The sequence below is a fragment of the Desulfurellaceae bacterium genome, from assembly GCA_021296095.1.
Taxonomy (GTDB): Bacteria; Desulfobacterota; Binatia; order Bin18; family Bin18; genus JAAXHF01.
This window is the reverse complement of the sequence record JAGWBB010000023.1, coordinates 1-25506: the sequence shown is the minus strand read 5'-3', so window position 1 is coordinate 25506 and position 25506 is coordinate 1. Positions and strand designations below refer to the sequence as shown.

Sequence of the window (25506 nt, the reverse complement as noted above, 5' to 3'; positions counted from 1 at the left end):
CGCGATACGTCGGGTTCTCTGTTATGGGACCAGATTGGCAGGTGGAGGAAGTCTTTGCGAACGAGGCCGAACGGTTGGCCTATCTTGAAAAGCAGGGCTACCTGATGGCGCAACATACGTCCAAGTTGCGCGGGAATATGGTGCGGGTGCCGATCTACATGTGGAGTGTCCTCGGCTCGATGCTGCCGTCGGCCACAGCACGGGTCCACAAACCGCTCTATCAGATTGACAGTGACACGGTCTCTGCAACTATAAAGAAAATCTCGACGTTTTTACGGGCCAGCTTGGCCGGAATGGAAAAGGATCAAGACACCACTGGCCAGCCTTTGCACTGGCAACAGTGGGACGCTCTCCTGACAGGCATCCAAAAGTACAATACAGAGTTGGCAGCCGACCCGGCGAAGACACACCCAGCCGTCTTGGTTACTATAGTTTTGACTTCTTTCCCGCCGGCAGAGATCATCGAATCATCCAACGGGGAGGAGGTCCGGGGGCTTTACCAGGAGATGCATATTCGCTTTGTCCGTAAGCTGGTGCAGCGCTATGGGTATGGCTATACACGAGACGGAGCGCCCGCCATGTTACCGGTTGTTGCGGCGATTGAGATGATCAATGAGCCCGATTATATGTGGCTGCCGGACGAACTGAAAATTGAAAAAGCGCTGAATCCAGACGCGTATCCGTGTGATAAATATATCACCCAGTTGCATCTCTCTCAGGTCCCGGAAAACGACTTGCCGGGTAAGGGATGCATCCGGAAAGATGGCTTTTACCGGGAACAATCTCTCCCCCTACCTGCCGTCGAGACTCCTCTGAAAGATTTTCGTTGGGGGTCGAAATTTGATGTCTACGTCAAGTTTTTTGCACAGCTGCATGAGCACGTTTCATTCGCTGCCAAAGATGAAATCTCACGGGGGAGAGCGTCTATGGTCGTCGTCTCCTCTGCGGTAACCCATGTGAATATCGATTGGTTCGTACGGATGTTCCGGGCCAATCCGGATACCTTTCGGTATGTCGATAAAATCGCCATCCACCCGTATCACTGGCCCAGACATGACATACACGATATGATGTTCGTTGACGCTCGACCGCGAAGAGATTGGACCACCCTGAATCCGCGCGTCTTTGCCCGGGATTATTTCAAACGCTTCGACTTCATTCGTGAGCTGGCCGCCTTGGTTGCCGAGCCCGACTGGGAGAAGAGCTACGGGCTGTCGGGCAAAGCCCTGTGGGTGACCGAGTTTGGGATTCCGACAAAAAAACGTGGAAAGGCGAATGCGTCAATTCCAAAGGCCTGGAAGATTTTCATCTATGACCGCGCGTCCGGGCTCCCGGACGGGGTCGGGGCTATTCTCTGGGAAGACAAGTGGGAAGCCTTTTTCGAGCAAGTCCCGGCGCGGTTCCTCCATGCCAACTACGTTGAGGCGTTTTTTATTTACACTCTGAGAGAGTCCTTGGGGAACGAGACGAACGACGACAACCACAGTAATTTTTCCTTGTATACCTCTGACTGGTCCGGCCGTCTGGACGTTTCTACATTCAAACAGCTATCCGATTTTTTTCAGGGTTTCCTGAGGGAAGAAACAAGGAGGTAGAGGAGAATCTGCTCTGGCTCCCCCAGGCAGGCCCTTATGGCTCATCCTGCCCGTGCAGATATTGCTGCTTCTCGGTCTGTGGCTGGAATACTCGCAGATGCTGAGGGGAGCCCGTGCCCCGGACGAGGGACCCTGGGTTGCTCGGTGTCGTCACTGCAAAGGCTTCGAGTGTATTTTGACCCGGTCGGAAAAGCTGCGGGTCAAGGATTGCCGACCAGCGCCCGTCTTTTCCTTTGACCGCGAAGGACCAGGGCCGAGTGATGACTCGCACGGTTCCGTTGAGGGCCAGGGCGATGAATCTGAATTCTTCCGAGTGGAGTGTGCCGGTGATGTGAGTAGGGAGAAACCGCGCTTCTGGATCGACCTGAGCAAAATGCCTTAATTGATCGATCGTGATTGCGAATTGGGCATCGTCACTCATAGGCATATCCTGGACACGCTGTCCTACGAGACCCGGAGGTGAAGCGTGGGGCACTACCGGGTCATCGGGTGGGAACAGGGCGGCCTGTCTGCTGACCGCTTCCCGGACCGCGGTGTTAAACTGATCCAGAGCGATTTGCGTGGAAATAGAAGACGCTTTCTCGGTTCTCGCCCGCGGCTCGGGCGAAAATGCCGAATAGCCGTCAACCGACCAGGGCAGTTTGATTCCCAGGACATCCGCTATAGTAGGGAGGATATCAACGGTTTCCACATTATGATCTCGGATTTCTCCTTGTGATTGATATGGTGTCTTGACAAAGAGAGGAACGGCCATAATATCGGCGAAATTCGTTTTTGTGACGGAGCGCCTGTTGTCGTGTGGGCGGAAGCTGACACCGTGATCGGCCGTAATGACAATCAGAGATTTTTCGTACAGGTCCGCGGCTTTAAGATGGGCGATTAACTGCCCTAAGAGGGTGTCAACGAACCCGACTTGCAGCAAATAGCGCTGATAACTCTGGGTAGTGGCCCACACATCGCCACTCCAAATTTCTTTCGTGATTCCGGGGTGGCCGCCATCTACACTGTAGGTCTGGCCTGAGCGAAGATACTCATAAGGAACGTGGGGCAATAGAATATGCAGATAGTGCAATGTCGGCTGGGGTGTCGGTCGAATAGCGCGGAGAAAACTGCGAAATATCTGGGGTCGATCCAAGCGCAGGTCTAGCTGTGCTAGGAGCGAATCTTGAAGGGCTTTCCACACATGAGCGGGAATCTGACGCTCTTCAGCCGGAGATGCCAGAGCAGGGCCGCCCCCAAAATCTTTCCAGCGTGCCTGGAGTGAAGGCAAGCCGGATTTCTGATCTTCCGGCAGGAGGAGGTGCAGATAGACGATGCCGACATCCGAAAAGAGGGCCTGCATACGTCCGCTCCAGGGCTCTCGGAGCTGAGCGCATAATTCATGCGGACATAATTCCGTAATGGTGCCGTGGGCCTGGACGGCATAGGTCCCGCCGAGCAGCGTGAAGATATTCCGCGGATACCCGGATACGGTTGGCAGCCGATTCGGAAGGGGATAGCTCCCGGTCAGAATTGCTGGCACTGCCTGCGGGGTCCAACTACTCATTGTAGAGGCGTTGCGGAACCATGTTGCCTCTTTTGCAAATGCGGCAAAATTTGGATAGCGCCGTACATCTATCTGACGGTTTTCATCCATCAGGGAGATTGACGAAAACTCATCAAAGATCACCAGTACGATGGGTGGCGGATCGTTGATCTTCACCTGAGCAATCTCAACGGGCGACGAGAACAGCAGCGTTGAGACTGGAGAGAAAAAGAGAAAAAGGGTTGGGAAGAGCGCAATTCCAGGTGAGAGCAGCGTGCAGAATGTTCGGACCAGAGGCAGCCTATGATAGCTGACGCCCGCGAGAAGACCGATCCCTCCGGCTCCCAGCATCAGGACGACGCCCGAAACAAGCGTCTGGAGTATCTGCAATGCCTGGAGAGCAAGCATGGCAGACAAGCCCCCGATCAGAAGTAAATGCAGCCCTGCGCCCAAACCCACATGAACGACACGAATTCCCCAGACAATAAGCACGCCCGGAGCCGGAGCAACAACACTGAGGAGGATGGCGAACAGGACAATGTCGAGCGGTGGCGATTGACGGAGGACAAAGAATTCAGCGGTGCGGGAGAAGAGATCAAAGAGCGGTTGAGCGACCGCGAAGTTCCACAGAACAAGGAGGTGCAGACCGCGGAAAAGAAAGTCCGCTTTCACACTATGAGGGTGGAGAGACTGAGGTGCGAGACCCATATTCTTATCGTCTCATAACTTGGCGTTTGCTCCGCGCGTAGTAGAGCCTGCGTGTCCCGCTCTCGAGTGTTTCCTGCTGTTCAAGCTCAAAGGCGTCGGCCAGACAGCGCTCGAAATACGCCAGGTCATAGTCGGTATAGTGGTCGGCCTTGTGGCGCAGCAGGGTCTGGACCATGGGGTCGTCGCGGGTGACGAACTCAATCACCAGCGCCGTGCCGAGACTCGCCAGCCACGAGATGAATTCCCTGAGCGGAATATGCGCGCTGATGACCACATGGTGAAGCAAGGCCAGACACAGAGTCAGGTCGGGCCGGCCGCGTTCGACCAGCGCCTTGCGTTCCAGCCCGCGCCAGCCGAGATTCGGAGCAGGGTCGGCCACATTGCTGATAAGGGGCAGGATATTGGGAGACTGGTCTTGCTTGAGCGCACGATACAGGCGCTCGATCACCAGCGCGTCGATGTCCATCGCCAGCACGTATTCAGCATTTTCTGCGGCAATGCGCGAAAACGTCCCGGTGTTACAGCCCAGGTCCCAGACCAGATTCCAGCGCCGGCTGTGGCTGACGCGCCGCACGAAGTCGGCTTTTTGGGCGATCTCGCTGTCCGTATAGGGCAGGGCGTCCGTGTAGCCGGACCAGGTTGAGCGTGTCTGCTGCCAGGCCAGTTTGGCCACCTGTTTTTGCAGCCGGCTGACATTGGCCTGGATGAGTGTCTTGTGGAAACCGGCCTGGCGTAAGTCTTTCTTGAGGTTGCGCTCGGTCCGGGCATATGACGCCTCGGCTTTTGCCTGGAGGACGACATGCGACAGCACGCCCGGTCTGAGCATGTCTCTGAGCGACATGAGTTGGGCGCACTGGGCCGGCTCAATGCCGTCCAAATTGCCCCGCAGCCAGGGCTGAAAGGGCAGGTCTTTGTAGGCTTGCAGAAAAAGCGGGTAGAGGAAAAGCTGACAGAACTGGCGGTAGCCGACCCAGGGCTCGCCGGGCCGCAGACGCTCGAACGAGGGGATATCAATAAAGACCGGTCGGCTGCCGGACCATTGGACGTTGAACGGGGTGGCGTCTTTGAGGGTCATGTCGGCGCCCAGCGCGGCGGCCTGGAGTTCAAGGGTCAGCAGCGCAGCAGCCTGTAACATGCCGAACGGCCATTCGTAGGGGTAGGAAATAAAGGGAATGGTCTGGTGTGTGAGAATCACACACCAGTGCTCATCACCTCGCCCGGCGTCGGGTGAAGAGCTTAAAGGCTCAAGCTGCTCGGTATGAACAATTTTCCCCTCGGCCATGAACTGCTGGAAAAATGGCTCGGTCTTGAGAACGGCCCACTCCTGGGCGGCATGCGCATCCAGACCGCGGAGCACCGCGCCGTTCTGATAAAAGACGCGGCTGGTGCGGTCACGGAATGAACCCGGCTCAGAGTGAGAGGCTACCATGCTGATACGGGTCTGGATGGGCGAAAAGGGGAGACGAGGTTGCTGGTGTCCGCTCTCTTCTAGTGTGGCTTGTCAGGGGGGGGCGAGGGAGTGAGAGAGGCCGTCTCCGTGTCCGAATCGCTCTCCTCTTGTTGGGAATGCATGCCAAGGAGGCCGAGCAGACGGTGCCAGTAGAGCTTGGCGATTACCGCCAGGCCGGCCAGTCCGCCGAGGACGAGTTGGAGCAGCATGCTGCCGCTGCCCGGATCGAGATAGGCAAATGCCGCAGGGGGGGCTATCAGACTGAGGAGAAGGAAACTCAGAGCGCCATAACCGATCTTTTGCATGCATCATACTCCTGCTGCCCAGAACTCTGCCGCTTGCCTGTTCGTATCTGATATGGGACGCTTTCTCAAGCAGGCCGAGGCGGTACGCTCATGCCGGGAGTTCTTCTCTCCGGGAGATGGGATTGGGGCATGGCAGCAAGAGGCCGCAGGTGTGAAGAGACGCTTGAGAGAGGCGGTAGGAAATGCGTATTGTCCAGCTTGTCAACGGCTTGCCGCCCGAGGCTTTGGGGGGGACGGAAACCTATGCCGCTGCGCTGGCAGAAGAGCTGGCCCGGCAGGGACATGCGGTCTCGGTCTTTTCCCGCTGCGCCCGCCCGCAGCAACCCGAGTACATGCTGGAAACAACGACGGTCGGGCAGGTCGAGATCACCCGCGTCAACAATACTCTGCTAGAAAGCGGCAGCTTTGTCCGGACGTATCGGAATGACACGCTTGCCGCCCATTTCGGCGCGCTGCTGGACCGCTTTGCCCCGGACATCGTCCATGTCCAGCATCTGATGTATCTGTCCACGACCTGCATTGACGAGGCCGTGCGGCGCGCGATCCCGGTGGTCATGACGCTGCACGACTACTGGCTGATCTGCCAGCGCGGCCGGTTTCTGAAACCCGACCTGTCGGTGTGCCCCGGCCAGACCGACGCCGGCTGCGCCCAGTGCTTCAGCCATGTGCTCGACCCCAGGCTGTCCCGGCTCCATCGCCTGCTGCAACCGCTGCTGGGCCAGAACTCGTGGCTCAGGACGCGGCTGCGGCGGCTGAACGCCGCGCGCGCCGCGTCGCGGTCGGTCTCGCCCGCTGCCCAAGATCAGATCCGGGCGCGCATGGCTCACATCCGCGCGCTGTGCGAGTCGGTCGCGCTGTTTCTGGCCCCGTCGCGTTTCCTGCGCCAGCAGTTTGTGGCGTTTGGCATACCGGAAGAGCAAATCGTCTTTCACGAGTGCGGCCTGCAAACGGCGCATCTCCAAGGCGTCGAAAAAACCGCCCCAAAAGAACGCCTGACCTTTGCCTATATCGGCGTCGTGGACCCGGTCAAAGGCGTCGATCTGCTGGTCGAAGCCTTCCAGACTCTGCCCCAGGCCGACCTGCGTATCTACGGCGGGGAGGCCGCGTATGCGCTGTATCCGAACGAGCGGCGCTTTCGCTCGCAGCTGGCTAGCTCGCCCCATATTCGCTACATGGGCCGCTATGACAACCAGGACATCGGCCGCATTCTGGCCGGCATTGATGTCGTGGTCATGCCCTCGATCTGGTATGAAAATGCCCCGCTCGTCATTCGGGAAGCCTTCCTGGCTCGGACTCCGGTGATTACCGCCGACTTTGGCGGGATGCGCGAGTGGGTCCGGGACGGGGTGGACGGCCTGTTGTTTCAGGCCCGCGATGTGACTGACCTGCGCCGCCAGATTGCCCGCTGCATCACGGAACCGGATCTGGTACCCCGACTCTCGCAGGCGTTTCCGGCCGTCCGCTCAATTGCCGAAGACGCCGCGCTGCTCACCCAACACTATCGGCGTCTGGTGCCCTGACGCGGGACAGAGAAATTGTCGAGGATGAAGTTTCACCCCTACTTTCGGGATCGTCGTCAACGACCCGACCGGTTGTATTGGAATCCGACAACGAGACTGTCTTCAACGCTTTCTTTGATCGGGGTTTCACACCATAATGAGGCAGGAGGCAGACATGAAGCTCCAGTATTACCCAGACGGGGACATCCTCTACGTCGAGTTCTCCGATGCCCTGATAGAGGAGACGCGAGACATCACCGAGCAGGCGCTCGGGGAGCGGCGGGAAAGCGAAGACAGAGCGGCCAGCCCGGATATCAAGAAGGCCGGCTAGAGTACTTCACGATGCTGTGTCGCCCTTCGACTTCAGGCGCGCTGCGCCTGACGCTCAGGCCCAACGGCCTCCCGTTCGTGCTGAGCGTAGCGGAGCGAAGTCGAAGCAGGGCTGCCGGATTACGTCCGGCAGGACGAGAGCGGAACAGCAGGGCTACAGCCTAACGTGAAACGCGCTAGGGCGTTTTCCCCCTCACGATGATCGAGAAAACCCTCTCCCTCGCCATTCCGTGCCGGGCCGATGAGCCGGATCTGGGCAGTACCCTCGACAGCCTGTTGGCGGCCTGCCGATCGCCCGAGCTGCCGTCCGCCTGCCTGCGGGAAATCCTGATCTGCCTGAACGGCGTGACCGCCGGTCAGGAGTCCCCGCCGTTGCAGGCGGTGCGCGAGTTCTGTACCCGCCACGCCGTCTCACTTGACGAGATCGACCTGTCCTCGGCTCAGGAACGCGCCCCCCAAGCCGCCGCTGGGCTGCGGTGCGTCGTCCTGGCGGCGGACTGGCGCGGCAAGCCCCGGGCCATGAACGCCTTGTGGCGCCGGGCGCGCGGCGACCTGCTGGCGTTCTGCGACGCCGATGTCCGGGTTGCGCCTGACGCCTTGGCCCGGCTGTACGCCCAGCTGCAAAACGACGCCCAGGCGCGGCTGGTGGCGGCCCGGGAAGTCCCGGTTGTGGACGCCCAGGTCGGCCTGTGGAGCCGGATGGGGGCGCTGCCGTACCGCTTCGACTTCGGCAATGCCGGCGGCCGCCTGTTCATGATCCGCAGGGACGCCCTGATCTCTCCGCTGCCCGAAGACCTGCTGCTGGAAGACGCCTGGTTGACGGTGGCGGTCGGAAAGTCTCATGTCCGCAAGCACATGCAGGCTCGGGTATTCTTTGTCCTGCCCCGGACCTGGAACGATTATTTTGCCGAGCGGGTACGGACCGAGGCGGGCAAGATACAGCTCCGGCGTCACCACGCCGGCCTGCTCGAACCCGGCCCGGTCGCCGCCTATCCGTGGGCCGAGTTTGTGCGTCGGATGACGTGGCCTGAGTACGGGCTGGCGCTTTTGGCCTTGGCTATCCGTGGCTTGGCCCGGCTGTGGGCCTGGGGACGCCTCAGGCGGGGCGGTTTCTACCGGCTGTACCGTCCCTTTCGATCAACCAAGCGCTGGGCGGGCTGAACGATGCTCTTTTCTTATGGTCAGCATCGTTCGCCTTGGTCCCGGACGGCATGAGCATGAAAGTCTCGATCATCATCCTGACCTGGAATTCGGTGCCTGAGATCGTGGCCTGCCTGGCCTCGCTGGCCGAGGGTGTGAGGCTGAGCCACGAGGTGATTGTGGTCGATAACGGCTCGCGGGATCAGACCCCTGGACTCGTGCAACACACCTGTCCCACGGCGCGGCTGATACGCAACCCCCACAACCGGGGGGTTGCTCCGGCTCGCAACCAGGGCATACGCTTGGCGGCTGGAGAGTATGTCGTGATCCTGGACGACGACACCGTGGTTGAGCCGGGGGCGCTGGACCGCCTGGTCGCCTATATGGACGCCCGGCCCGAGGTCGGTCTGTGCGGTCCGCGTCTGACCACGGCCGAGGGGGACTTGCAGCTGTCGTGCCGGCGCTTTCCGACCCTGGTCGATAAGCTGGCCCGGCGGCTGCCGGCGGCCCGGCGGCTGACGCGCGCGGTGGAAATGGCGGACTGGGACCACCGGACGGTTCGGGCCGTGGATTATGTGATCGGTGCCTGCCAGGTCATTCGGCGCCGGGCTCTGCACGAGGTGGGGCTGTTTGACGAGCGCATCTTCTATGGCCCGGAGGACATCGACCTGTGTCTGCGGCTGCAACAGGCCGGCTGGCGGGTGGTGTATAACCCTGGCGCGGTCGTCGTGCATAAGGAGCGGCGGGTGACCCGCTCGCTGCGATCCGGCCTGACCTGGAAGCACGGGCTGGGGCTGGGCTATTTTTTCTGGAAGCACGGCTACCTGCTGTCCCGTCGGCGGCTGTACGCGCGGCTCGCCACATCCCGCCGGGCCGCACCGTCTGGAGAGTGCGGGTGAGAAACTACACGCTCCGACACCAAGCCTTTCTGCTCGGGCTGGTACTGGCCGACCTGGTGTGTGTCGGCGGAGCGTACGGGGCGGCCTTTGCCCTGCGTCTGACCCTGCCCGTGCCGTTCACGGCCGATTTGCTGCCGGCCGAACGTCTCGTCGAGGTGTCGCATCCCCTGCTGTTTCTGCTCGCCACCCAGGGGCTCGTGCTGTACTTCTTCAGCCTGTACGACCTGCACGTCTTGCAGCTGCGGGGCCGGGTCATGCCCCGCGCTCTGGTCGCCACCGGCTTGCAGCTGCTGCTGACCACAGCCTGGTATTTTTTTCGGGGCGAGGTCTTTTTCCCCCGCTCGGTCCTGGTGCTGTTCTGGCTCCTTAACGCGCTGATGATCGGCCTGCTGCGTCTCGGCCTGCTGCGTCGGCTGGGCCGCGCCCATCCCGTACAGATTCTGCTGGTCGGCGCCCCCGGGGAGATGCGCCCCTTTCTGGAGGTCTTGCGGACCGTGCGCCCGCTGCCCGCGCTGCACGTTGTCGGGCTGGTGGGGCTGAGCGGACTGGACGGACTGCCCGCCCGGCACGAGGACGCCGCCGGACTGGAAGAGTTTGACCTGCCCTGGCTGGGAGATGCCACCGAGCTTGAGCGCATTGTCCAGGACTGTCCGGTCGATGATATCATCCTGCTGGCCTCGACGACCTGGAAAGATACCTTTGTGGAGCGCCTGCTCAGCGTGCCGGCCCGGCAGACCGACAACGCCTCCGTGTCGCCGTATCACACCACCGGGCGCCCACGGGTTCTGGTCGTGCCCTCGGTCTACGATATTCTGGTTGGACGGCTGACCTCGGTGCGCCTGCACGATATGCCCCTGGTCGAGGCGATCAAAGGGCCGCACCACAGTCTGGCCTTCCTGCTCAAGGCCGCGCTCGACCGCTGTATTGCGGCGCTGTTGCTGGTCTTAAGCCTGCCCGTCCTGGGGCTGGCCGCAGTCGGCATTGCCGCCACCTCCTCGGGACCGATCGTGTACCACCAGCGGCGGGTCGGCAGAGGCGGCGAGGAATTCACCCTGTACAAACTGCGGACCATGGTGGACGGGGCCGAGGAACACACCGGCCCCGTGCTGGCCAGCTCCAGCGATCCGCGGGTCACCCGGCTCGGCCGTTTCCTGCGCGAGAGCCGCATCGACGAACTCCCCCAGCTGTGGAATGTGCTGAACGGCAGCATGAGTCTGGTTGGACCCCGCCCCGAGCGGCCGGAGTTTGCCCACGAATTCCTGCACAGCGTCCCGGGCTATGCCGAGCGCTTGCAGGTCAAACCCGGCCTGACCGGTCTGGCCCAGGTCAACGGCGAGTATCACACCAGCCCGGAGTACAAGCTCAAGTACGATCTGGCCTACATGTATAACTACTCGGTCTGGCTCGATCTGCGGATCCTGAGCGATACGGTCAAGATCGTCCTCTCCCGACGGGGTGTGTGAGGGGACAGGGTGGGAGACGGCACAGGCGCGGGTTGGGAAGAGCGATGGGGGCGCGTTCTTTCCGCCGTTTTGGGGCTGTTCTTTATCGGTCTGTGCACCTCGGTGGCGATCCAACAGACCCTGCTCGGCCTGCTGCTGGGCCTTGGCGCGTACCACTGCTGGCGGACGCGTCGTGTCCCGTTCACCACGCTCGACCCGGCCCTGGGGCTGTTCTTCGGCGCGCTGCTGGTGTCGAGCCTGCTCGGTCCGGACCCGCTGCATTCCCTGTCCGCGTATCGCAAGCTGTGGCTGGTCGGTGCCTTTTTTGTTGCTTACGTCTTGGTGGACAGCCGTCACACCGCAGAACGGCTGCTCGGGCTCGTGGTGATAACCGCGGCCGGGCTGGCCGCCTACGGCATTGTCCAGCACTACACCGGCCTCGATCTGGCGCGTCAGCTGGTCGGCAAACCGGCCAGGCTCGACCCTGTCTGGCTGGGCGACGGAGCGGGCTTTCGGACCGCCGGGCTTTTTCCGTCGGGCATCACCTACGCCCACAACCTGCTGTTCCCGCTGTCCCTGGTCACAGCCCTGCTGTTTGGTCCGGCGTACAGCCGGTGGAAGAGGGCCGGGCTGTGGTTTGGCTGGGGCCTGATGGTGTTTGCCCTGCTGTTCTCCCTGACCCGGGGGGTGTGGATCGCCTATGGCTGTGTGCTCCTGGGCTGCGGTGTGGTGCGCGGCCGCCGCGCCCTGCCGGGGGTGGCCGGGGGGATTGTCGTGTGCGGGGTGTTGCTGCTCGGTGCCGGAGACGGCGTACGGGAGCGGGCCGCCCAGGTTTTTGATCTGAACGCGGCCACCAACCTGGCCCGGAGCCGGATCTGGCAGGCCAATATCGACATGATTGCCGACCGGCCGCTGTTCGGCTGGGGCTACGGCAACTACAAGCGCTTTCGGGAGCCCTACTACGCCCCCTATCCTGAGGCCGACACCGACGCCCACGCCCACAACACCTTCCTCCAGCTATGGGTTGATGGCGGGTGGCTGGGACTCGTCGCCTTTCTAGCCCTGATGGCGGTCATCCTGGGCAGGGGCTGGCGGATCTATACCGGGCTGTCGGTCGAGCCCCTCAAGAGCTATGCCCTGGGTATTGTGCTCGGCCTTGTCGGCTTTCTCGTCGGCGGGCTGACGCAGCACAATTTCGGCGATGCCGAGGTGGTGATTGTGCTGTGGGCGCTGGTCGGCGTGTTGCTGCGCCTGGAGCGGTGGACCGGGGAGTGAAGAAAACTCAAATGGCAAAAGTCAAAACGCAAAGGGCAAAGATAGGAAACACAGGTTGCCCCTACAAGCTCCCTTTCGGCAACGTGTGATACAAATGGCCGGGCGGGTAGGGGGCGGGTTTGAAACCCGCCCCTACCGCTCCCCTTGCCGCTGGTGGTGCGCGTCGGTATGGTGAATCAACCCTGTCATGTATCGTCTCTGGCCGTATATCTTTCGTTACCGCTACCGGTATCTGCGCGGTATCCTGTGCCTGTTGGTAACCGCCAGCCTGGCGATGTCCATCCCGCTGCTGCTCAAACGCGCGGTTGAAGGTATTGAGCAGGGGCTGCCCTTTTTTGATATCAGCCTGTCGGTGGCGGCCATCATCGGGGTGGCCCTGATTCTGGGCGTGGTCCGCGCCTTTTCGCGCTTTCTGATCTTCAATGTCGGCCGCGACATTGAGTACGAGCTGCGCAACGATCTGTTCGCCCACGTCCAGCAGCTGTCGCTGCGCTACTACCAGCGCAACTTCACCGGCGACCTGATGTCCCGTTTCGTGAACGACGTGAACGCGGTCCGGCTGCTGCTGGGGCTGGGCATTCTGAATGTGCTGAACACCCCCCTCTACTATGTCTACGCGCTGTCGGCCATGATCGCCATGGACCCCGGCCTGACCCTGGTCGCCCTGGCTCCCTACCCACTGATGATCGTCGTTGTCCGGGTTATGAGTCGCCAGATCATGGCCCGCACCCTGCGCGTCCAGGAGGGGCTGGCCGACCTCTCGACCCGGGTCCAGGAGGGCGCCAGCGGCATGCATGTGGTGCGCGCCTATGCGCGCGAGGAGTGGCAGAACGCCGAGTTCGCCAGCCTGAACGCGCGCTTCAAGGCCGACAGCATCGCCCTGTCCCGGGTCCGGGGGCTGTTTCCGCCGCTGATGAAAAGCGTGTCCGGGCTCGGCCTGCTGGTCATCCTGTGGTACGGCGGGACTCAGGTCATTGCCGGCCGGCTGAGCCTGGGCGATCTGGTCGCTTTCATGGGCTATCTCCACCTGCTGGCCTGGCCGACCATGGCGCTCGGCTGGCTGGTGTCCATCTTACAGCGGGGACGGGCTGCCCTGCAGCGCCTGGACAGCGTCTTCCGCGTCCAGCCCGAGATTGTCGGCGGTCCCGACGACACACCGGGTCAGGCGTTCCGGGGCGACATCGGCTTTCAGCATGTCGATTTTGCCTATCACAGCCCGGACAACGGGCATCAGGTGCTGCGCGATATCACCTTTACCGTGCCGGCTGGCTCCACGGTCGCGCTGGTCGGTCGGATGGGCTCGGGAAAAAGCAGCCTGGTCCATCTGCTGCCGCGCCTGTTCGACGTGAGCGACGGCTCGATCACTATTGGCGGCAGGGATATTCGGACCTTTTCCCTGGCCGCCCTGCGCCGTGGCATCGGCTTTGTGCCCCAGGACCCGTTTCTGTTTTCGACCCGGCTCAAGGACAATATCGCCTTTGGCATGCCGACGGTTGACCTCGACCAGGTCCAGTGGGCGGCCGAGGTTGCCAGCATCGGCCGCGAGATCGAAGAGCTGCCCAAGAGCTATGACACGGTCGTCGGTGAGCGCGGGATTACCCTGTCCGGCGGCCAGAAACAACGCGCGACGCTGGCCCGCGCCCTGATGGCCGACCCCCCGATCCTGGTCCTTGACGACGCGCTGTCGAGCGTGGATGCCCAGACCGAGCAGGCCATTCTGCACGCTTTGCGCGACTCGACCCGGGAGAAGACGGTCATTCTGATTTCGCACCGCATCTCTGCGGTCCGGGAGGCCGACCTGATTGTCGTGCTCGACGGCGGCCGGATTGCCGAGACCGGCACGCACGCGGGTCTGGTCGCCCGCAACGGGATCTACGCCGAACTCTTTCATCAGCAGGCGCTCGAACAGGAACTGGCGGAATTCTGATGGACACCCAGCGCGAGGTAGAACTCGGCAAAACCTACGATCTCGCCCTGCTGCGACGGCTGTGGCACTACGTCCGGCCCTACCGGGCGCGGTTTCTCCTGGCCCTGGTGTGTCTGCCGCTGACCTCGGCCTGTGTGCTGGCCCAGCCCTACCTGCTGAAGCTGGCCGTTGACCGCTACATGGCCGACCACGACGCCGAGGGCCTGGCCGTGGTCGGCCTGCTGTTTGCCGGCATCCTGGTCGGCGAATTCATCTTCTTTTATACCCAGTTCCACGCCACCATGCTCATGGCCCAGAACAGTCTGGCCGACCTCCGCCGCGACCTGTTCGCCCATCTGCAGGAACTGCCGGCCAGCTTTTTTGAGCGCACCCCGGTCGGCCGTCTGGTCACCCGCCTGACGACCGATGTGGACGCCATCAACGAAGCCTTCTCGGCCGGCACCCTGACCATCTTCATGGACGTGCTGACCATGGTCGGCATCGTGACCATCATGCTGATGCTCGACGCCCGCCTGGCCCTGGTCGCCCTGCTCCTGGTGCCGCCCCTGCTGCTCGCCCTGAATTTTTTTCGGGTGCGGACCCGCCGCAACTATCGGGCGATTCGGGAACGCCTGGCGCGGATTAACGCGTTTTTGCAGGAAACCATTTCCGGCGTCATGGTCGCCCAGCTGTTTGCCCAGGAAAAAAAGCTGTTCGCCGAGTTTGTCCAGCGCAACCGCGACTACCGCGACACCAACCATCTGTCGAATATCTATGACGCCACCCTCTTCTCGCTGGTCGAGGCGATCAGCTCCATCTCGATTGCCCTGATGCTGTGGTACGGCGCGGGTCAGGTCAGCAGCGGGATCGTGGCCTTGGGCACCCTGGTCGCCTTTGTCGATTACATCCAGAAGCTGTTCGTGCCGATGCGGGAGTTCAGCACCAAGTACACCACCCTGCAGTCCGCCCTGAGCGCAATTGAGCGGGTGTTCCAGCTCCTGGATACGCCGGTGATGATTACCTCGCCCGAGACGCCCCACCGGCCTCAAAAGGTGCGCGGCCGGATTGAGTTTGAGCACGTCTGGTTTGCCTATACCAACGAGGACTGGGTGCTGCGCGACGTGTCTTTTACGCTTGAGCCCGGCGAAAAAGTCGCCCTGGTCGGCGCCACCGGCTCGGGCAAGACGACGCTCAGCAAGCTGCTGAGCCGCTTTTACGACGTTCAGCGGGGGCGCATTCTGGTCGACGGGGTCGATATCCGGGAGTGGGACCTCAAGGTCTTGCGGCGCCACATCGGCACAGTCCTCCAGGACGTGTTTCTGTTTGTCGGCGATGTCGCCACCAACATCAGTCTGGGACGGACGGATATTGCGCCGGCCGCTCTGGAGCAGGCGGCAAAGACGGTCCACGCCGACGGGTTTGTCCGCCAGCTGCCCAAGGGCTATGCCGAGCAGTTATACGAACGCGGCTCCAATCTGTCGGCCGGCCAGCGTCAGCTGTTGTCCTTTGCCCGGGCTCTGGCCTACGATCCGGCCGTGCTGTTCATGGACGAGGCCACCTCGAGCGTTGACCCGGAGACCGAGCTGCTCATTCAGTACGCCCTGGTCAAGCTGATGGAGAGCCGCACAACTCTGGTCGTCGCCCACCGTTTCTCGACCATTCAAAACGTGGACCGCATCCTGGTCATGCACAAAGGCCAGCTGCGCGAGACGGGCAGCCACCAGGAGCTGATGCGGCTGGGCGGTATCTACTGGCATCTGTACCAGCTCCAGTATGCCGGCAACGAGGCCCCGCCGGCGGTGCGCTCAGCCCAGGGGAGCGGGCTGTTGGGCGGGCACAGGGAGTGAGGCCCATGGGACCGCCCTGGGTCTGGCTGGTGTGGCTCAGCCTGCTGTCGGCCTGCTCGCCGGTGTATGTCCTCAGGCTCGGCTATGAAGAGGCCAAGATTCTGTGGCACCGCCGTCCGATCAGCGATATCTTGCAGCGACCCGATCTCGATCCTGCGGCGCGGGACAAGCTGCGCCTCGTCCTGCGTGTCCGGGCCTTTGCCGAACACGAACTCGGCTTCCGCGTCGGCGGCAGCTACGCCAGCCTGACCGAAGTCAGCCGTCCGCCGCTCGTCCATGTGCTGACCGCCGCCCCGCGGACCAGCCTTGAGCCGTATACGTGGTGGTTCCCGATTGTCGGCCGGGTGGCCTACAAGGGCTATTTCAGCGAAGACCTGGCCCGGACCGCAGCGCGCCGTCTCGAAGCCCAGGGCTACGACACCGCTGTCCGCACCGCCTCGGCCTTCAGTACCCTGGGCTGGTTCGACGACCCGCTGCTGCCGCACCTGCTGGACTATGACGCGGAAACGCTGGCCAACGTGATTTTTCACGAACTGTTTCACGCCACGTTTTATCTGGCCGGCCACACCGCGTTTAACGAGTCCCTGGCCAATTTTGCCGGCCATCGGGCCGCGATCATCTTTTTTCGCCACGAGTACGGACGACACGACGATGTCACCCGCCGGGCCGAGGCGCGCTGGCGCCGGGAGTTGGAGCTGTCGGCGTGTGTGGCCCGGGCGGCCGAGCGTTTGGAGGCGCTGTACGCCTCGGCCCTGGCCGAGTCCGACAAGCTCAGCCGGCGGGGAGAGCTGTTCGCCCGGTTCCAGACCGAGTATCGGGCCCTGGTCGGGCCGGAGCACGCCCGTACCGGTCTTGCCTCGGGCAAACTCAACAACGCCGTGCTGCTCAATCAGCTCGTCTACATGAGGGAGCTGGAGGTGTTTGAGCGGGTTTACCAGAACGGAAAGGATTTGCCTGCCGCACTGGCGATCATGACCGAGGCGGCCGAGGGGGCAGCCGAGCCGTTCGGCGGCGTCAGAGCCCTGCTCGAACTCGCCCGGCCGCCTGTGTCCCTTCCGTCTCGGCCTGACGCCGCCGTGGCCGGCTGACGCTCAGGCGCGATCTCCTCCGCCTTCCTGCTGCCCCAGGAACTCCACTGCGGCGTGGGCGACCGCGCTTTCGTGTCCCCAGAAAAAATGGTCCACCCCCGGCAGCGTCACCAGCTTTTTGGGCGCGGGCATGTTTTCGATCAGCTCCTGGAGTCCGGGGATGGGGGAGAAGTTATCGTTATCCCCGCTGACCAGCAGCGTCGGTTTGTTGGCCGTCAGCAGAAACGAGGGGTCGCGAAAGCCGATTGGCAGGGCCACGCCGACCAGCGTATGCACCCGCTCGTCCTCAGCCCCGGCCCGCAGCCCGACGACCGAGCCGAACGAATAGCCGGCGACCACCACGGTCGAGACCGGCTGACGCTCAAGCAGGGCGGTAACGGCCGCCTTCACGTCCTCGATTTCCGCCTCTCCCTCGCCGTGACTGCCGCCGCTCTGGCCCACCCCGCGGAAATTGAAGCGCAGGGTGGCGATGCCGGCCTCCTGAAACGCCAGGCTCAGGGCCGAGACCACATTGTTGCGCATCTCTCCGCCGTACTGGGGGTGGGGGTGACAGATCACCGCGCCGATGGACGGGGGAGTGGACGGCGCTGAAAACAGGCCCTCAAGGCTGATATCGCCAACCGCAAACGTCATATGCTCTTCCATACATCCTCCTGTGCTTGTCATCCTCTGCCTCTTGCCCTAAGTATGAACTCGCCAACACAGTCCGGTCACCGTCTCGTATGCCACACCTCACGCCTGCCGAGCAAACAGCGCCTGTCACGTTTCTTGCGGACCGAACGGTCGGCAAACTGGCTCGCTGGCTGCGTATTCTGGGCTATGACACGCGCTACCTGCCTCAGCTCTCACCGGCCGGTCTGGTGCGCGAGGGCCGCCGCCAGAGCCGGGTCATTCTGACGCGCAACACCCAGATTCGCCGCTTCAGGGACGCACCGACATTCGTGTTTATCGAGCACGACCATTTTCGAGACCAGCTCAAGCAGGTGGTGACGGCACTCAAGCTCGATCCCGTCGCCGGGCTGTTGAGCCGGTGCGTGGCCTGCAACCAGCCCCTTGAGGCGGTGGACAAAGACAGCGTCCGGACCAAGGTGCCGGCGTATACGTGGCAGACCCAGACCACCTTCCACCGCTGTCCGGGCTGTCGGCGGATATACTGGGGAGCGACGCACCGGGAGCATATCCGGGCCGAGCTGAGGCAGATGGGCTTGATCGAGAGGGAAGACCGGCCCGAAGGCTGAGGGCGCATGGCTGAGTACTGGCTGTTGTGGGACGGCGGTTGAGGTTTGTGAGGCTGCCTCGTCGCCTGGGTCAAGCGACACGATACGGCCGATGTCATCCGCGCCGTGGCCTACCAGGACGCGCCGTGGCCGCCGATGACGGATGAGCTGGCCGAGCGCTGCCGACGCGCCGTGCAGGTCATTACGCCTGCCGGTCAGACCCTGGCCGCCGGCCGGGCGAGCATGTGTGTGCTGGGTCTGATCGGCTATCCGCGGCTGGCCCGCCTGGCCGGATGCCCGCCTTTCATCTGGGCGGTCGAGCTGGGCTACTGGATGGTCGCCCGCAACCGGCGGTTTGTGAGCTGGCTGGTAGCGCGGACAGGCTGGCGAAGCGGGTGAGAAGCCTGCCTTGCATGCCGCCGCTCAAGCCTCCCGGCACGAACCGATACGACTGCAAACCCACGACAGGCTCCGCATCCCGACGAGGTCTTGTCACTGCCCGGTCTGAGCCGGTGCGCTGTCCGCAGGTGCCAGGACGAAGTTCTGATTGGCCTGCTGCCAGACCAGACGCACCTCTTCGCCCGGACTCGGGAAGTTGGAGACGACCGTCTCCCCCGTGACGCCCTGCAGAAACTCCTCGCCCAGGGTGGTCACGGTAAAGGTCGCCTGCCCGAACGGAACGCCATCGGCTAAGGCCCGCACAGTAAACATGTCGGCGTCTCTGGGCGGGTCTGCGTTAAGCAACAGCAGGTTCCAGTTGAACAACAGGCCAAAGCCATTATCGGTGTCGTCGCAGGCCTCCTGTGTGTCGGCCCGGTCGGTGCCGTAGGCGGCTTCCAGGCGGTGGGTGGCGTCTATGCCGTCGATCTCCAGTTCGACCACGTCGGCGTCACACACCCAGCCGGAGAGCAGGCCGAGGCCACTCTGGCGTGAGCCCGGCCCGGGGTTCTCCAACACGCCCAGCGGCTCTGTCCCCGCTTCCACCTTGGGTACTTCTGGAGGCGGTGGTGGTGGCGGGGGCGGCGGGGGCGGAGGCGGGGGAGAAGAGGTGACGGTGATGAAGACGGGGATCTCATCGGATTCCCCGGACGGGTCGGTGGCGATCACGGTGACCTCGTAGGTGGTCTTGGATTCCTCAGCCTTTACGCTTATCGTGCGCTGGCCGAGTGACCGCGTCACTTGGTTCCCACAGGGCGCTAGGCCCCCCGGGCCGACCGTGATCTGTCCGCTGATCCAGTCGATAGCGAAACAGGCCGCGTCCGCGTCCTTATCGTCCAGGGTGTAGGTAAGCGGGTAATCCTCGGGGTCCTCAGCCCGTACCGCCCCGACGCGGCTCCCCGCCCCCGCGTTGGCTCCGACGGCGAGGGTGGCCGTGGTCGCGGTAAAGGCCGGGGGCGCATTGTTGATCGGCGCCGTCCGTACCGCATGGGGCGAGACGACCTGCGCGTTCTTGGTCTCGTTGAGGTCGGCTCCATCGGTATACGTCACGGTGACCCGCAGGTACCAGCCCGCATCATCAGTCTCCGGCGTATAGCTGTCGGCGGGCGTCCCCTTAACAGGCTCCCACGTCCGCCGATCCTGCGACCGCTCCCAGACCCAGTCGGTGGAGACGATACCGTCGGGGTCGGTCAGGATAGCGGTCAACGCGGTATCGACCTGCGGCTGCACCGATGACAGGGTCAGGTTGCCCGCTTCGTCTTCGTTGGTCACGGTGACCGTTACGGACAGCCTATCCGTCAGCTCCCCATCGGAGGCTGCCACGGTTACGAAGTAGCTATCGCCTGCCTCGTAATCGGGTGGGATGAGGAAGCGCAGGACCCCGTCGCTTATGGTGAAGGTGTCGGAATCGACCGTCCACTGAATCGGGTCGCGCTCCGGGTCGGTCGCACGATAGGTGGCAACTGGTCCCGTGTCGTTCTCGGTGTATGTGATAACGGTATCGGCCGGCCTGGTGATTTCCGGCGCCTCGTTCATGTTGGTGACGCGGACGGTGACGGACTGTCGGGCGGTGTGATTCCCGGCGGTGGCTTCCACAGTCACGCTGTAGCGGTTGTCCGCCTCGTAGTCCGGCGGGGTGTTGAAGGTGAGGGTGGCGTCGGTGGTATTGACGGTGAGGGTGAGAGCGTTGCGGTCGGATCCTGTGAGAGCCCAGGTGATCGATTCCTGTTCCGGGTCGGCGGCGCTGAAGGTGGCGACGGTCCCGGTAGCGTTCTCCTCGTACGGGACATTACTCGGCCCCGTCAGCGTGAGCCGCTCATCCTCATCTTCGATGGTGACGGTCACTGTAATGGAGTCGGAGTCTCCGGAGGGATCAGTAGCCGTCACGGTGACGGAGTAGCTCGGCGTGTCCTCATGGTCTAACGCTGCCTTGGTCTGCAACTGGCCGGACCGGCTGTCGATGGCGAAGACGCGCTCGTCGGCAGGGTCCAAGGTGTGGGTCAGCGGGTCGTCGTCCAGGTCGGTCGCCACTATTGGGTCGCCGATGTTCCTCCCGGCTGCCGTGTTCTCCGGGACGCTGCGGGTCGTGGTCGTGTCCGAGAACCCCGGATGATTGTTATCGCCCGGCTTCGCCCGTACCCGGTTGGTGGATGTGCGCTGGAGACTTTTACTGCCGGGCTCCCCATGCCCGTCGGTGTAGGTGACCGTGACCCGCAGGTAATGATTCATGGCAGCGTCCCCCGGCGTGTAGCTGTCCGAGGTTGCACCATCAATCTCCGTCCACGTGCTCCGGTTCGCAGACCGCTCCCAGACCCAGATGATATCAGAGGCGCCGTCGGGATCACTCAGGGTGGCGGTCAACGCGGTCTCGACCTGCGGATACTCCGACGACAGGGTCAGGCTGCCCGCTTCGTCCAGGTTGGTGACAGTAACGGCGAGGGCCTGCTGCGTGGTGAGGTCGCCATCGGAGGCGACCACGGTCACTTCATAGTCGTTGTCACCGTCGGCGTCGGCGCGCGCCTCGTAGTTGGGAGCGGGGTCAAAGTTCAGCACGCCGTTGCTGATGGTGAAGTCCTCAGCGTCGTCCCCGTCCACCGACCAGACGATGGTCGCTCCCTCCGGGTCAGTGGCGGTGTAGCGGGCAACCTGTGTCGTATTGTTCTCGTCATACGGCAGCACGCTGGTCGGTCCCGTCAGCGTGGGCGGTTCATCCACGGGAGTGACACGAATGGTGACATACTGCTCGACGGTGTGAATTCCGGCGGTGGCGCGCACGCTCACCGCATAGACGTTGTTGCTGCCGGCGTCGGCAGGTTGCTCGTGATCGGGGATGTTTGCGAAGCTCAGGACGCCGTCTGTTGTAATAGTGAAGTCGCCCCGGTCGGTGCCGGGCCAGTGACCACGTGGGAGACACGCTCTCCGGGTCGCTGACGGTGTAGAAGGCGAGTGAGCCTGTGACGTTTTCCTCGTATGAGCCGCCAGCCGGCCCTGTCAGCGTATGCACTTCATCCACGGGGGTAACGGTAACAGTGACGTCCAGTGTAGCCGGGCTGGAGGTCCCATCAGAGGCTCGCACGGTCACTTCATAGACATTGTTGCCGTCGGCGTCGGTGGGCGATTCGTAGTTGGGAGGGGAATCGAAGCTCAGGATGCCGTTGCTGATGGCAAAGTCGCCGCTGTCAGTCCCGGTCAGCGACCAGGTGACTGACTCGCCTTCCGGGTCGGTGGCGGTGTAGGTAGCGACCGGGAGGAGACCGTTCTCAGCGTATTCGACACTGTCTTCGCCGGTCAGCGTGGGCGATTCATCCACATCCTTGACGGTGATGGTCACGTTGATGGAATCGGAGTCGGCGGTGGGATCGTCGGTCGTGACGGGGTCGGTGGCCGTCACGATGACGGCGTAGCTTTTCTTGGTTCCCTCGTAGTCCAGTGCCGTGCCCGAGGCCACCGTCAGTTGGCCGGTACTGTCGTTGATAGCGAACGATCCGGCGTCGGTGCCCGAGAGCGTGTAGGTCAGCGTCTCGTTGGTGGGGTCGGTTGCGACGACCGGGTCGCCGACGTTCGTCCCTGCGGTCGCATTCTCATCGACGCTCCGGGTGGTAGTGGCTCCTTCCGAGAAGTAGGGTGCGTCGCTTGAGGGCGTCTCGGTGGCTGTGTATGACCAGGTGCCGTCGCCTTGGTCGTTGACCGCTCGCACCTGGACGTCGTAGGCAATGTCGTCGGACAGACTGCTGATGGTGTATTCCAGATTACCGGAAGTCCAGCCGGTGTCGGCCACCGTCCAGTTGGCGTCATTCGTCTCGTCCTCGCTGGTCTTGATGTAGCGCACATCATAGCCGGTGACGGCGGACGCGCCGATGTTGGTCGGCTCCTTCCAGACAACGGTGAGGGAGCCGGGCCCCGGAGTCACTTGGTCTATGTCCGGTGCTCCGGGGGTGGACCGGTGCCCGTAGACGGTCAGGCTCCACGACTTCAGCGTGCCGGCGTCCCCGGACAGTTGGTCGCGGATACGCAACGTCCATGTCCTGGCAGGGTTCTCGCCCAGATGCTTGGCCGAGCCGAAGCGAAAGCTTCCATCCAATGAGCGTCCGACTGGATAGGGAACAGACAAGACGGACACCTTCCCCGTCAGGGAGGTCAACTCTACCTGCAAGTCACGGAAGGCTGAGTGAGTGAAGTCGGCATTGATTTCGACGAACTCGACGAACTCGACAGCAGAGCCCATGGTGATGCGGCTGGTGACCGTGCCCCTGTCGGGGATGCGCAAGTTGAGATTTCTGGATGTCCACGCGGTGTCCTTCTCCAGCGTCGGAAGAGCGGTCCAGCCGTCGGCCAAGTCCACAGCGGCCTCGGCGTCCACCACCCCGAAGCCGTACTCGTGGTTGAAGTGGTAGGTCTCCGTGTCGGAGCCGTACTTGAGCGCCCCGTCCTCCCAACCGGCGTTGTCCGCGTCGTTCTGACGGGCGGACGCGGCCAGGATGAGCTTCACGTCCCGCCAGGTCAGGGTGGAGTTGGCGCTGCGCACCAGCGCGGCCACGCCGGAGACGATGGGGGTGGCCGCGCTGGTGCCGCCAAAGCGGTTGGTATGGAAGTCGTCGTTGTCGGTGGTGGTGATTCCGTTGCGGTCGCGGGAAGAGTCATTCGACGGCGCGCAGACCCACAGGTTGGCGCCCTGTTCCGAATACGCGGAGCGCTGGCCCTGGTCGTTCACCGCACAGACCGCAGTCACGCCGTAGTGGTTGGCGTACCCGTCGAGGTTGGAGTCGTCTCCCCGCAAGGCCCCGTTTCTGCCAGCCCAGACATAGAAGATGCCCTTGTCGTCAGAACCTTCCGTGATGCCTTTCTCTATCGCCATCTCCCAGATGCCGGGAGCGGCGTCCAGTCCGGGCCCGTCATAAGGTCCCCAACTGTTGTTGGAGACGTCCGTCTCCAGGTCGCGTTTCGCGGCGTCCGCTTCGTTTGCATCGGTGGAATCCAGGAGGAGGTTGTAGCCGTAGATTGTCGCCCTGGGCGCCACGCCCCGCACGCCCAGGCTGTTATCCCGCGCTGCGATGATACCCGCCACCGCCGTGCCGTGGTCTTCCAGGGGATGAAATATGTTGGTCGTGTCTTCGCCCTCGCCGGCGGTGTAGTCGTGGTTACGCGCCGTCGCTACGTTGGCACTCAAGTCCTCGCGTTCATAATCCATGCCGTCGTCGACCACGGCCACGTTGATGCCGGCGCCCAGGTTGTTGGCGGTCCAGACCTCTTCGACATTGATGTCTTCGTCTGCAGTTACGCCTTTGAGCTGCCTCGTGTTGTTCAGGTGCCACTGGCAGCCGTACAGCGGGTCGCTGATTGCGGTGGCGGTGTCGATTTCCGAACAACGGTCCAGAAAGCTCGTAAATGCAAACGCACGAATGGTGTACGGCCCGGTGTCGGCACCGTCATGGGTAACCCTGATGTAGTAGGTCCCCGCGTCCAGGCGGTCGGAGAGAAAAAAGGTCCACGGTCCGTCGTCCCCAAACGCTACTCCATACAGATTTGTGTCAACCGCGTTGCCGTTTTCATCAAGCAACTCCCCGTCGATATCCACCGTCTCACTCACGGCCCCCACGAAGATGTTTGTGGTTTCGGTGAGGTCGAGACGGAAGTAGTCCACATCGGTTGAGGGGTCTATCCTGCTCCCTTCTGCAATGAAGTTGTCGAAATCCAGGGGGACGGCAGTCTCGCGTGTGTTGCCCGGCTCATCCCCTTTGTTGACATGCACGCGGTACCACCCGGTGTCGTCCTCGTCAAAACCCTCGACCTCGATGGAGTACGTCCCGGCGTCGAGTCGGGTGCGGATCAGGAATTGATGCCGACTCGGCCAGAGATACCCGTCGTCGTCGAAAGCAAGAATCTCCGTTCCGTCGCTGTTCAGGAGGGTCCCCACCGTATCTCCAACAAGGCCGGTGGTCCGAATGACGATCTCGGTCGTTTCCGAGAGTGTAAACGTGAAGTAGTCCGTGTCGTCGCCAGGGTCGATGAGTCCGCTCCTAACCCCGTTTCCGTCACTGTCGAAAGTGATCTCCTGCGCGTTGGCAATGCTGCTGGTATCGACCATCGTCCTGGTGCGCAGGACATAGGACCCCGTAGTCTCTCCGTAGCTGGAAACCTTGATGCGGTACGTTCCTGCGGCGAGGGTATTCCACATGAAGAAACCCAACGGGGCGCTGGAGAGCGGGCCGTCATCGTCACTGTCAATCACCGTGCCGCTACTGTTCTGGAGTTCGCCCACGGTATCGAGATCGCCGGTCGTCCAGATGAGCATACCGGTCTCTCTGGTCAGTCTGAACGTGAAGTAATCCACGTCGGTCCCAGGGTCGATCACGCCTTCCATCGGGGTGTCTAGCGTCAGGCTCGTCGCCTCCGAGACGCTGTCCCCATGATCCGGGGTACCCGTTTCCGTGGCGGACCAGGCCCCATCGCCGTTGGCATTGACCGCCCGCACCTGCACGTCGTATTCCGTGCTGTCGGTCAGCCCGGAGATGGTGTAGGTCAGGCTGCCGGAAGTCCAGGCGCCGTCTTCTACGGTCCAGTTGGCGTCGTCCGTCTCATCGTCGTCCGTCTCAATGTAACGCACATCGTAGGCTTCGATGGCCGATCCGCCGGTATCGGAGGGTGCGGCCCAGGTCACGGCAAGGGTGAAACCGAGAGAGCTGCTGCGACCCGCCGTCACCGTAGCGATGGTGGGAGCGCCGGGCACGCTGGTCTGCGCCCAGGCGTCGCCAGCAATCAGTAGCAGCCCACACAGTCCCCACACTGCCGTCCGCAGCAGTGTTTTCCCCACGTCCGAACTCATGGTCTTGGGTCAGCCGCTA

General features: G+C 62.6%; 18 protein-coding genes. 12 read left to right on the top strand and 6 right to left on the bottom strand.

The features are described 5' to 3' along the window. Positions 1 to 41 precede the first annotated feature (41 nt). A complete protein-coding gene (locus J4F42_07470; GenBank protein ID MCE2485336.1) occupies positions 42 to 1595 on the top strand; it encodes a hypothetical protein in 1554 nt (517 codons plus the stop codon). A 34-nt stretch (positions 1596 to 1629) separates the two neighbouring features. On the opposite strand, the gene J4F42_07465 is transcribed toward J4F42_07470, so the two are convergent. The 3 genes from J4F42_07465 to J4F42_07455 form a co-directional block, all read right to left on the bottom strand. Continuing rightward, positions 1630 to 3828: a sulfatase-like hydrolase/transferase gene (locus tag J4F42_07465; GenBank protein ID MCE2485335.1), complete on the bottom strand. Its 2199-nt coding sequence runs from the start codon at positions 3826 to 3828 to the stop codon at positions 1630 to 1632. Positions 3829 to 3832: 4 nt separating this feature from the next. Further along, positions 3833 to 5185 (bottom strand): class I SAM-dependent methyltransferase, encoded by a 1353-nt coding sequence (locus J4F42_07460; GenBank protein ID MCE2485334.1) that lies wholly within the window; start codon positions 5183 to 5185, stop codon positions 3833 to 3835. Positions 5186 to 5316: 131 nt separating this feature from the next. Then, positions 5317 to 5583 carry a hypothetical protein gene (locus J4F42_07455; protein ID MCE2485333.1) on the bottom strand — a complete coding sequence of 89 codons (267 nt, stop codon included), beginning with the start codon at positions 5581 to 5583 and terminating at the stop codon, positions 5317 to 5319. A gap of 182 nt (positions 5584 to 5765) precedes the next feature. Here J4F42_07455 and J4F42_07450 point away from each other — a divergent pair, with 182 nt between their 5' ends. The 9 genes from J4F42_07450 to J4F42_07410 all read left to right on the top strand — a co-directional run bounded on the left by J4F42_07450 (position 5766) and on the right by J4F42_07410 (position 17009). Beyond that, the gene (locus J4F42_07450) at positions 5766 to 7103 is read left to right on the top strand and encodes a glycosyltransferase family 4 protein (GenBank protein MCE2485332.1); all 1338 of its coding nucleotides are present in this window, start codon (positions 5766 to 5768) and stop codon (positions 7101 to 7103) included. A gap of 154 nt (positions 7104 to 7257) precedes the next feature. Further along, the gene (locus J4F42_07445) at positions 7258 to 7413 is read left to right on the top strand and encodes a DUF2283 domain-containing protein (GenBank protein MCE2485331.1); all 156 of its coding nucleotides are present in this window, start codon (positions 7258 to 7260) and stop codon (positions 7411 to 7413) included. 197 nt (positions 7414 to 7610) lie between these two features. After that, a complete protein-coding gene (locus tag J4F42_07440) occupies positions 7611 to 8573 on the top strand; it encodes a glycosyltransferase family 2 protein (protein ID MCE2485330.1) in 963 nt (320 codons plus the stop codon). A 56-nt stretch (positions 8574 to 8629) separates the two neighbouring features. Next, complete coding sequence (locus J4F42_07435) at positions 8630 to 9451, top strand: glycosyltransferase family 2 protein (GenBank protein ID MCE2485329.1); 822 nt, start codon at positions 8630 to 8632, stop codon at positions 9449 to 9451. After that, on the top strand, positions 9448 to 10914 hold the full coding sequence (locus J4F42_07430) for a sugar transferase (GenBank protein ID MCE2485328.1): 1467 nt from the start codon (positions 9448 to 9450) through the stop codon (positions 10912 to 10914). Before J4F42_07435 ends, J4F42_07430 begins: the two co-directional genes overlap by 4 nt. Before the next feature lie 9 nt (positions 10915 to 10923). Next, positions 10924 to 12168 (top strand): O-antigen ligase family protein, encoded by a 1245-nt coding sequence (locus tag J4F42_07425; protein ID MCE2485327.1) that lies wholly within the window; start codon positions 10924 to 10926, stop codon positions 12166 to 12168. A gap of 187 nt (positions 12169 to 12355) precedes the next feature. After that, the gene (locus J4F42_07420) at positions 12356 to 14095 is read left to right on the top strand and encodes an ABC transporter ATP-binding protein (protein ID MCE2485326.1); all 1740 of its coding nucleotides are present in this window, start codon (positions 12356 to 12358) and stop codon (positions 14093 to 14095) included. Further along, on the top strand, positions 14095 to 15921 hold the full coding sequence (locus J4F42_07415; GenBank protein MCE2485325.1) for an ABC transporter ATP-binding protein: 1827 nt from the start codon (positions 14095 to 14097) through the stop codon (positions 15919 to 15921). The genes J4F42_07420 and J4F42_07415 overlap by 1 nt, the downstream gene beginning before the upstream one ends. Before the next feature lie 5 nt (positions 15922 to 15926). Beyond that, entirely contained in the window at positions 15927 to 17009 is a 1083-nt protein-coding gene (locus J4F42_07410) for an aminopeptidase (protein ID MCE2485324.1), read from the top strand. Positions 17010 to 17012: 3 nt separating this feature from the next. Here the strand turns inward: J4F42_07410 and J4F42_07405 are convergent, their stop codons facing one another. Continuing rightward, positions 17013 to 17654 (bottom strand): alpha/beta fold hydrolase, encoded by a 642-nt coding sequence (locus tag J4F42_07405; protein MCE2485323.1) that lies wholly within the window; start codon positions 17652 to 17654, stop codon positions 17013 to 17015. Positions 17655 to 17731: 77 nt separating this feature from the next. Between J4F42_07405 and J4F42_07400 the strand changes: the two genes are divergently transcribed. After that, positions 17732 to 18247 carry a Mut7-C RNAse domain-containing protein gene (locus J4F42_07400; GenBank protein MCE2485322.1) on the top strand — a complete coding sequence of 172 codons (516 nt, stop codon included), beginning with the start codon at positions 17732 to 17734 and terminating at the stop codon, positions 18245 to 18247. Positions 18248 to 18352: 105 nt separating this feature from the next. Next, entirely contained in the window at positions 18353 to 18625 is a 273-nt protein-coding gene (locus J4F42_07395) for a hypothetical protein (protein MCE2485321.1), read from the top strand. 93 nt (positions 18626 to 18718) lie between these two features. On the opposite strand, the gene J4F42_07390 is transcribed toward J4F42_07395, so the two are convergent. Together J4F42_07390 and J4F42_07385 are read right to left on the bottom strand one after the other, a co-directional pair. Then, positions 18719 to 21439 carry a cadherin repeat domain-containing protein gene (locus J4F42_07390; protein ID MCE2485320.1) on the bottom strand — a complete coding sequence of 907 codons (2721 nt, stop codon included), beginning with the start codon at positions 21437 to 21439 and terminating at the stop codon, positions 18719 to 18721. Further along, on the bottom strand, positions 21372 to 25475 hold the full coding sequence (locus tag J4F42_07385; GenBank protein ID MCE2485319.1) for a S8 family serine peptidase: 4104 nt from the start codon (positions 25473 to 25475) through the stop codon (positions 21372 to 21374). Before J4F42_07385 ends, J4F42_07390 begins: the two co-directional genes overlap by 68 nt. Between the last annotated feature and the right edge of the window lie 31 nt (positions 25476 to 25506).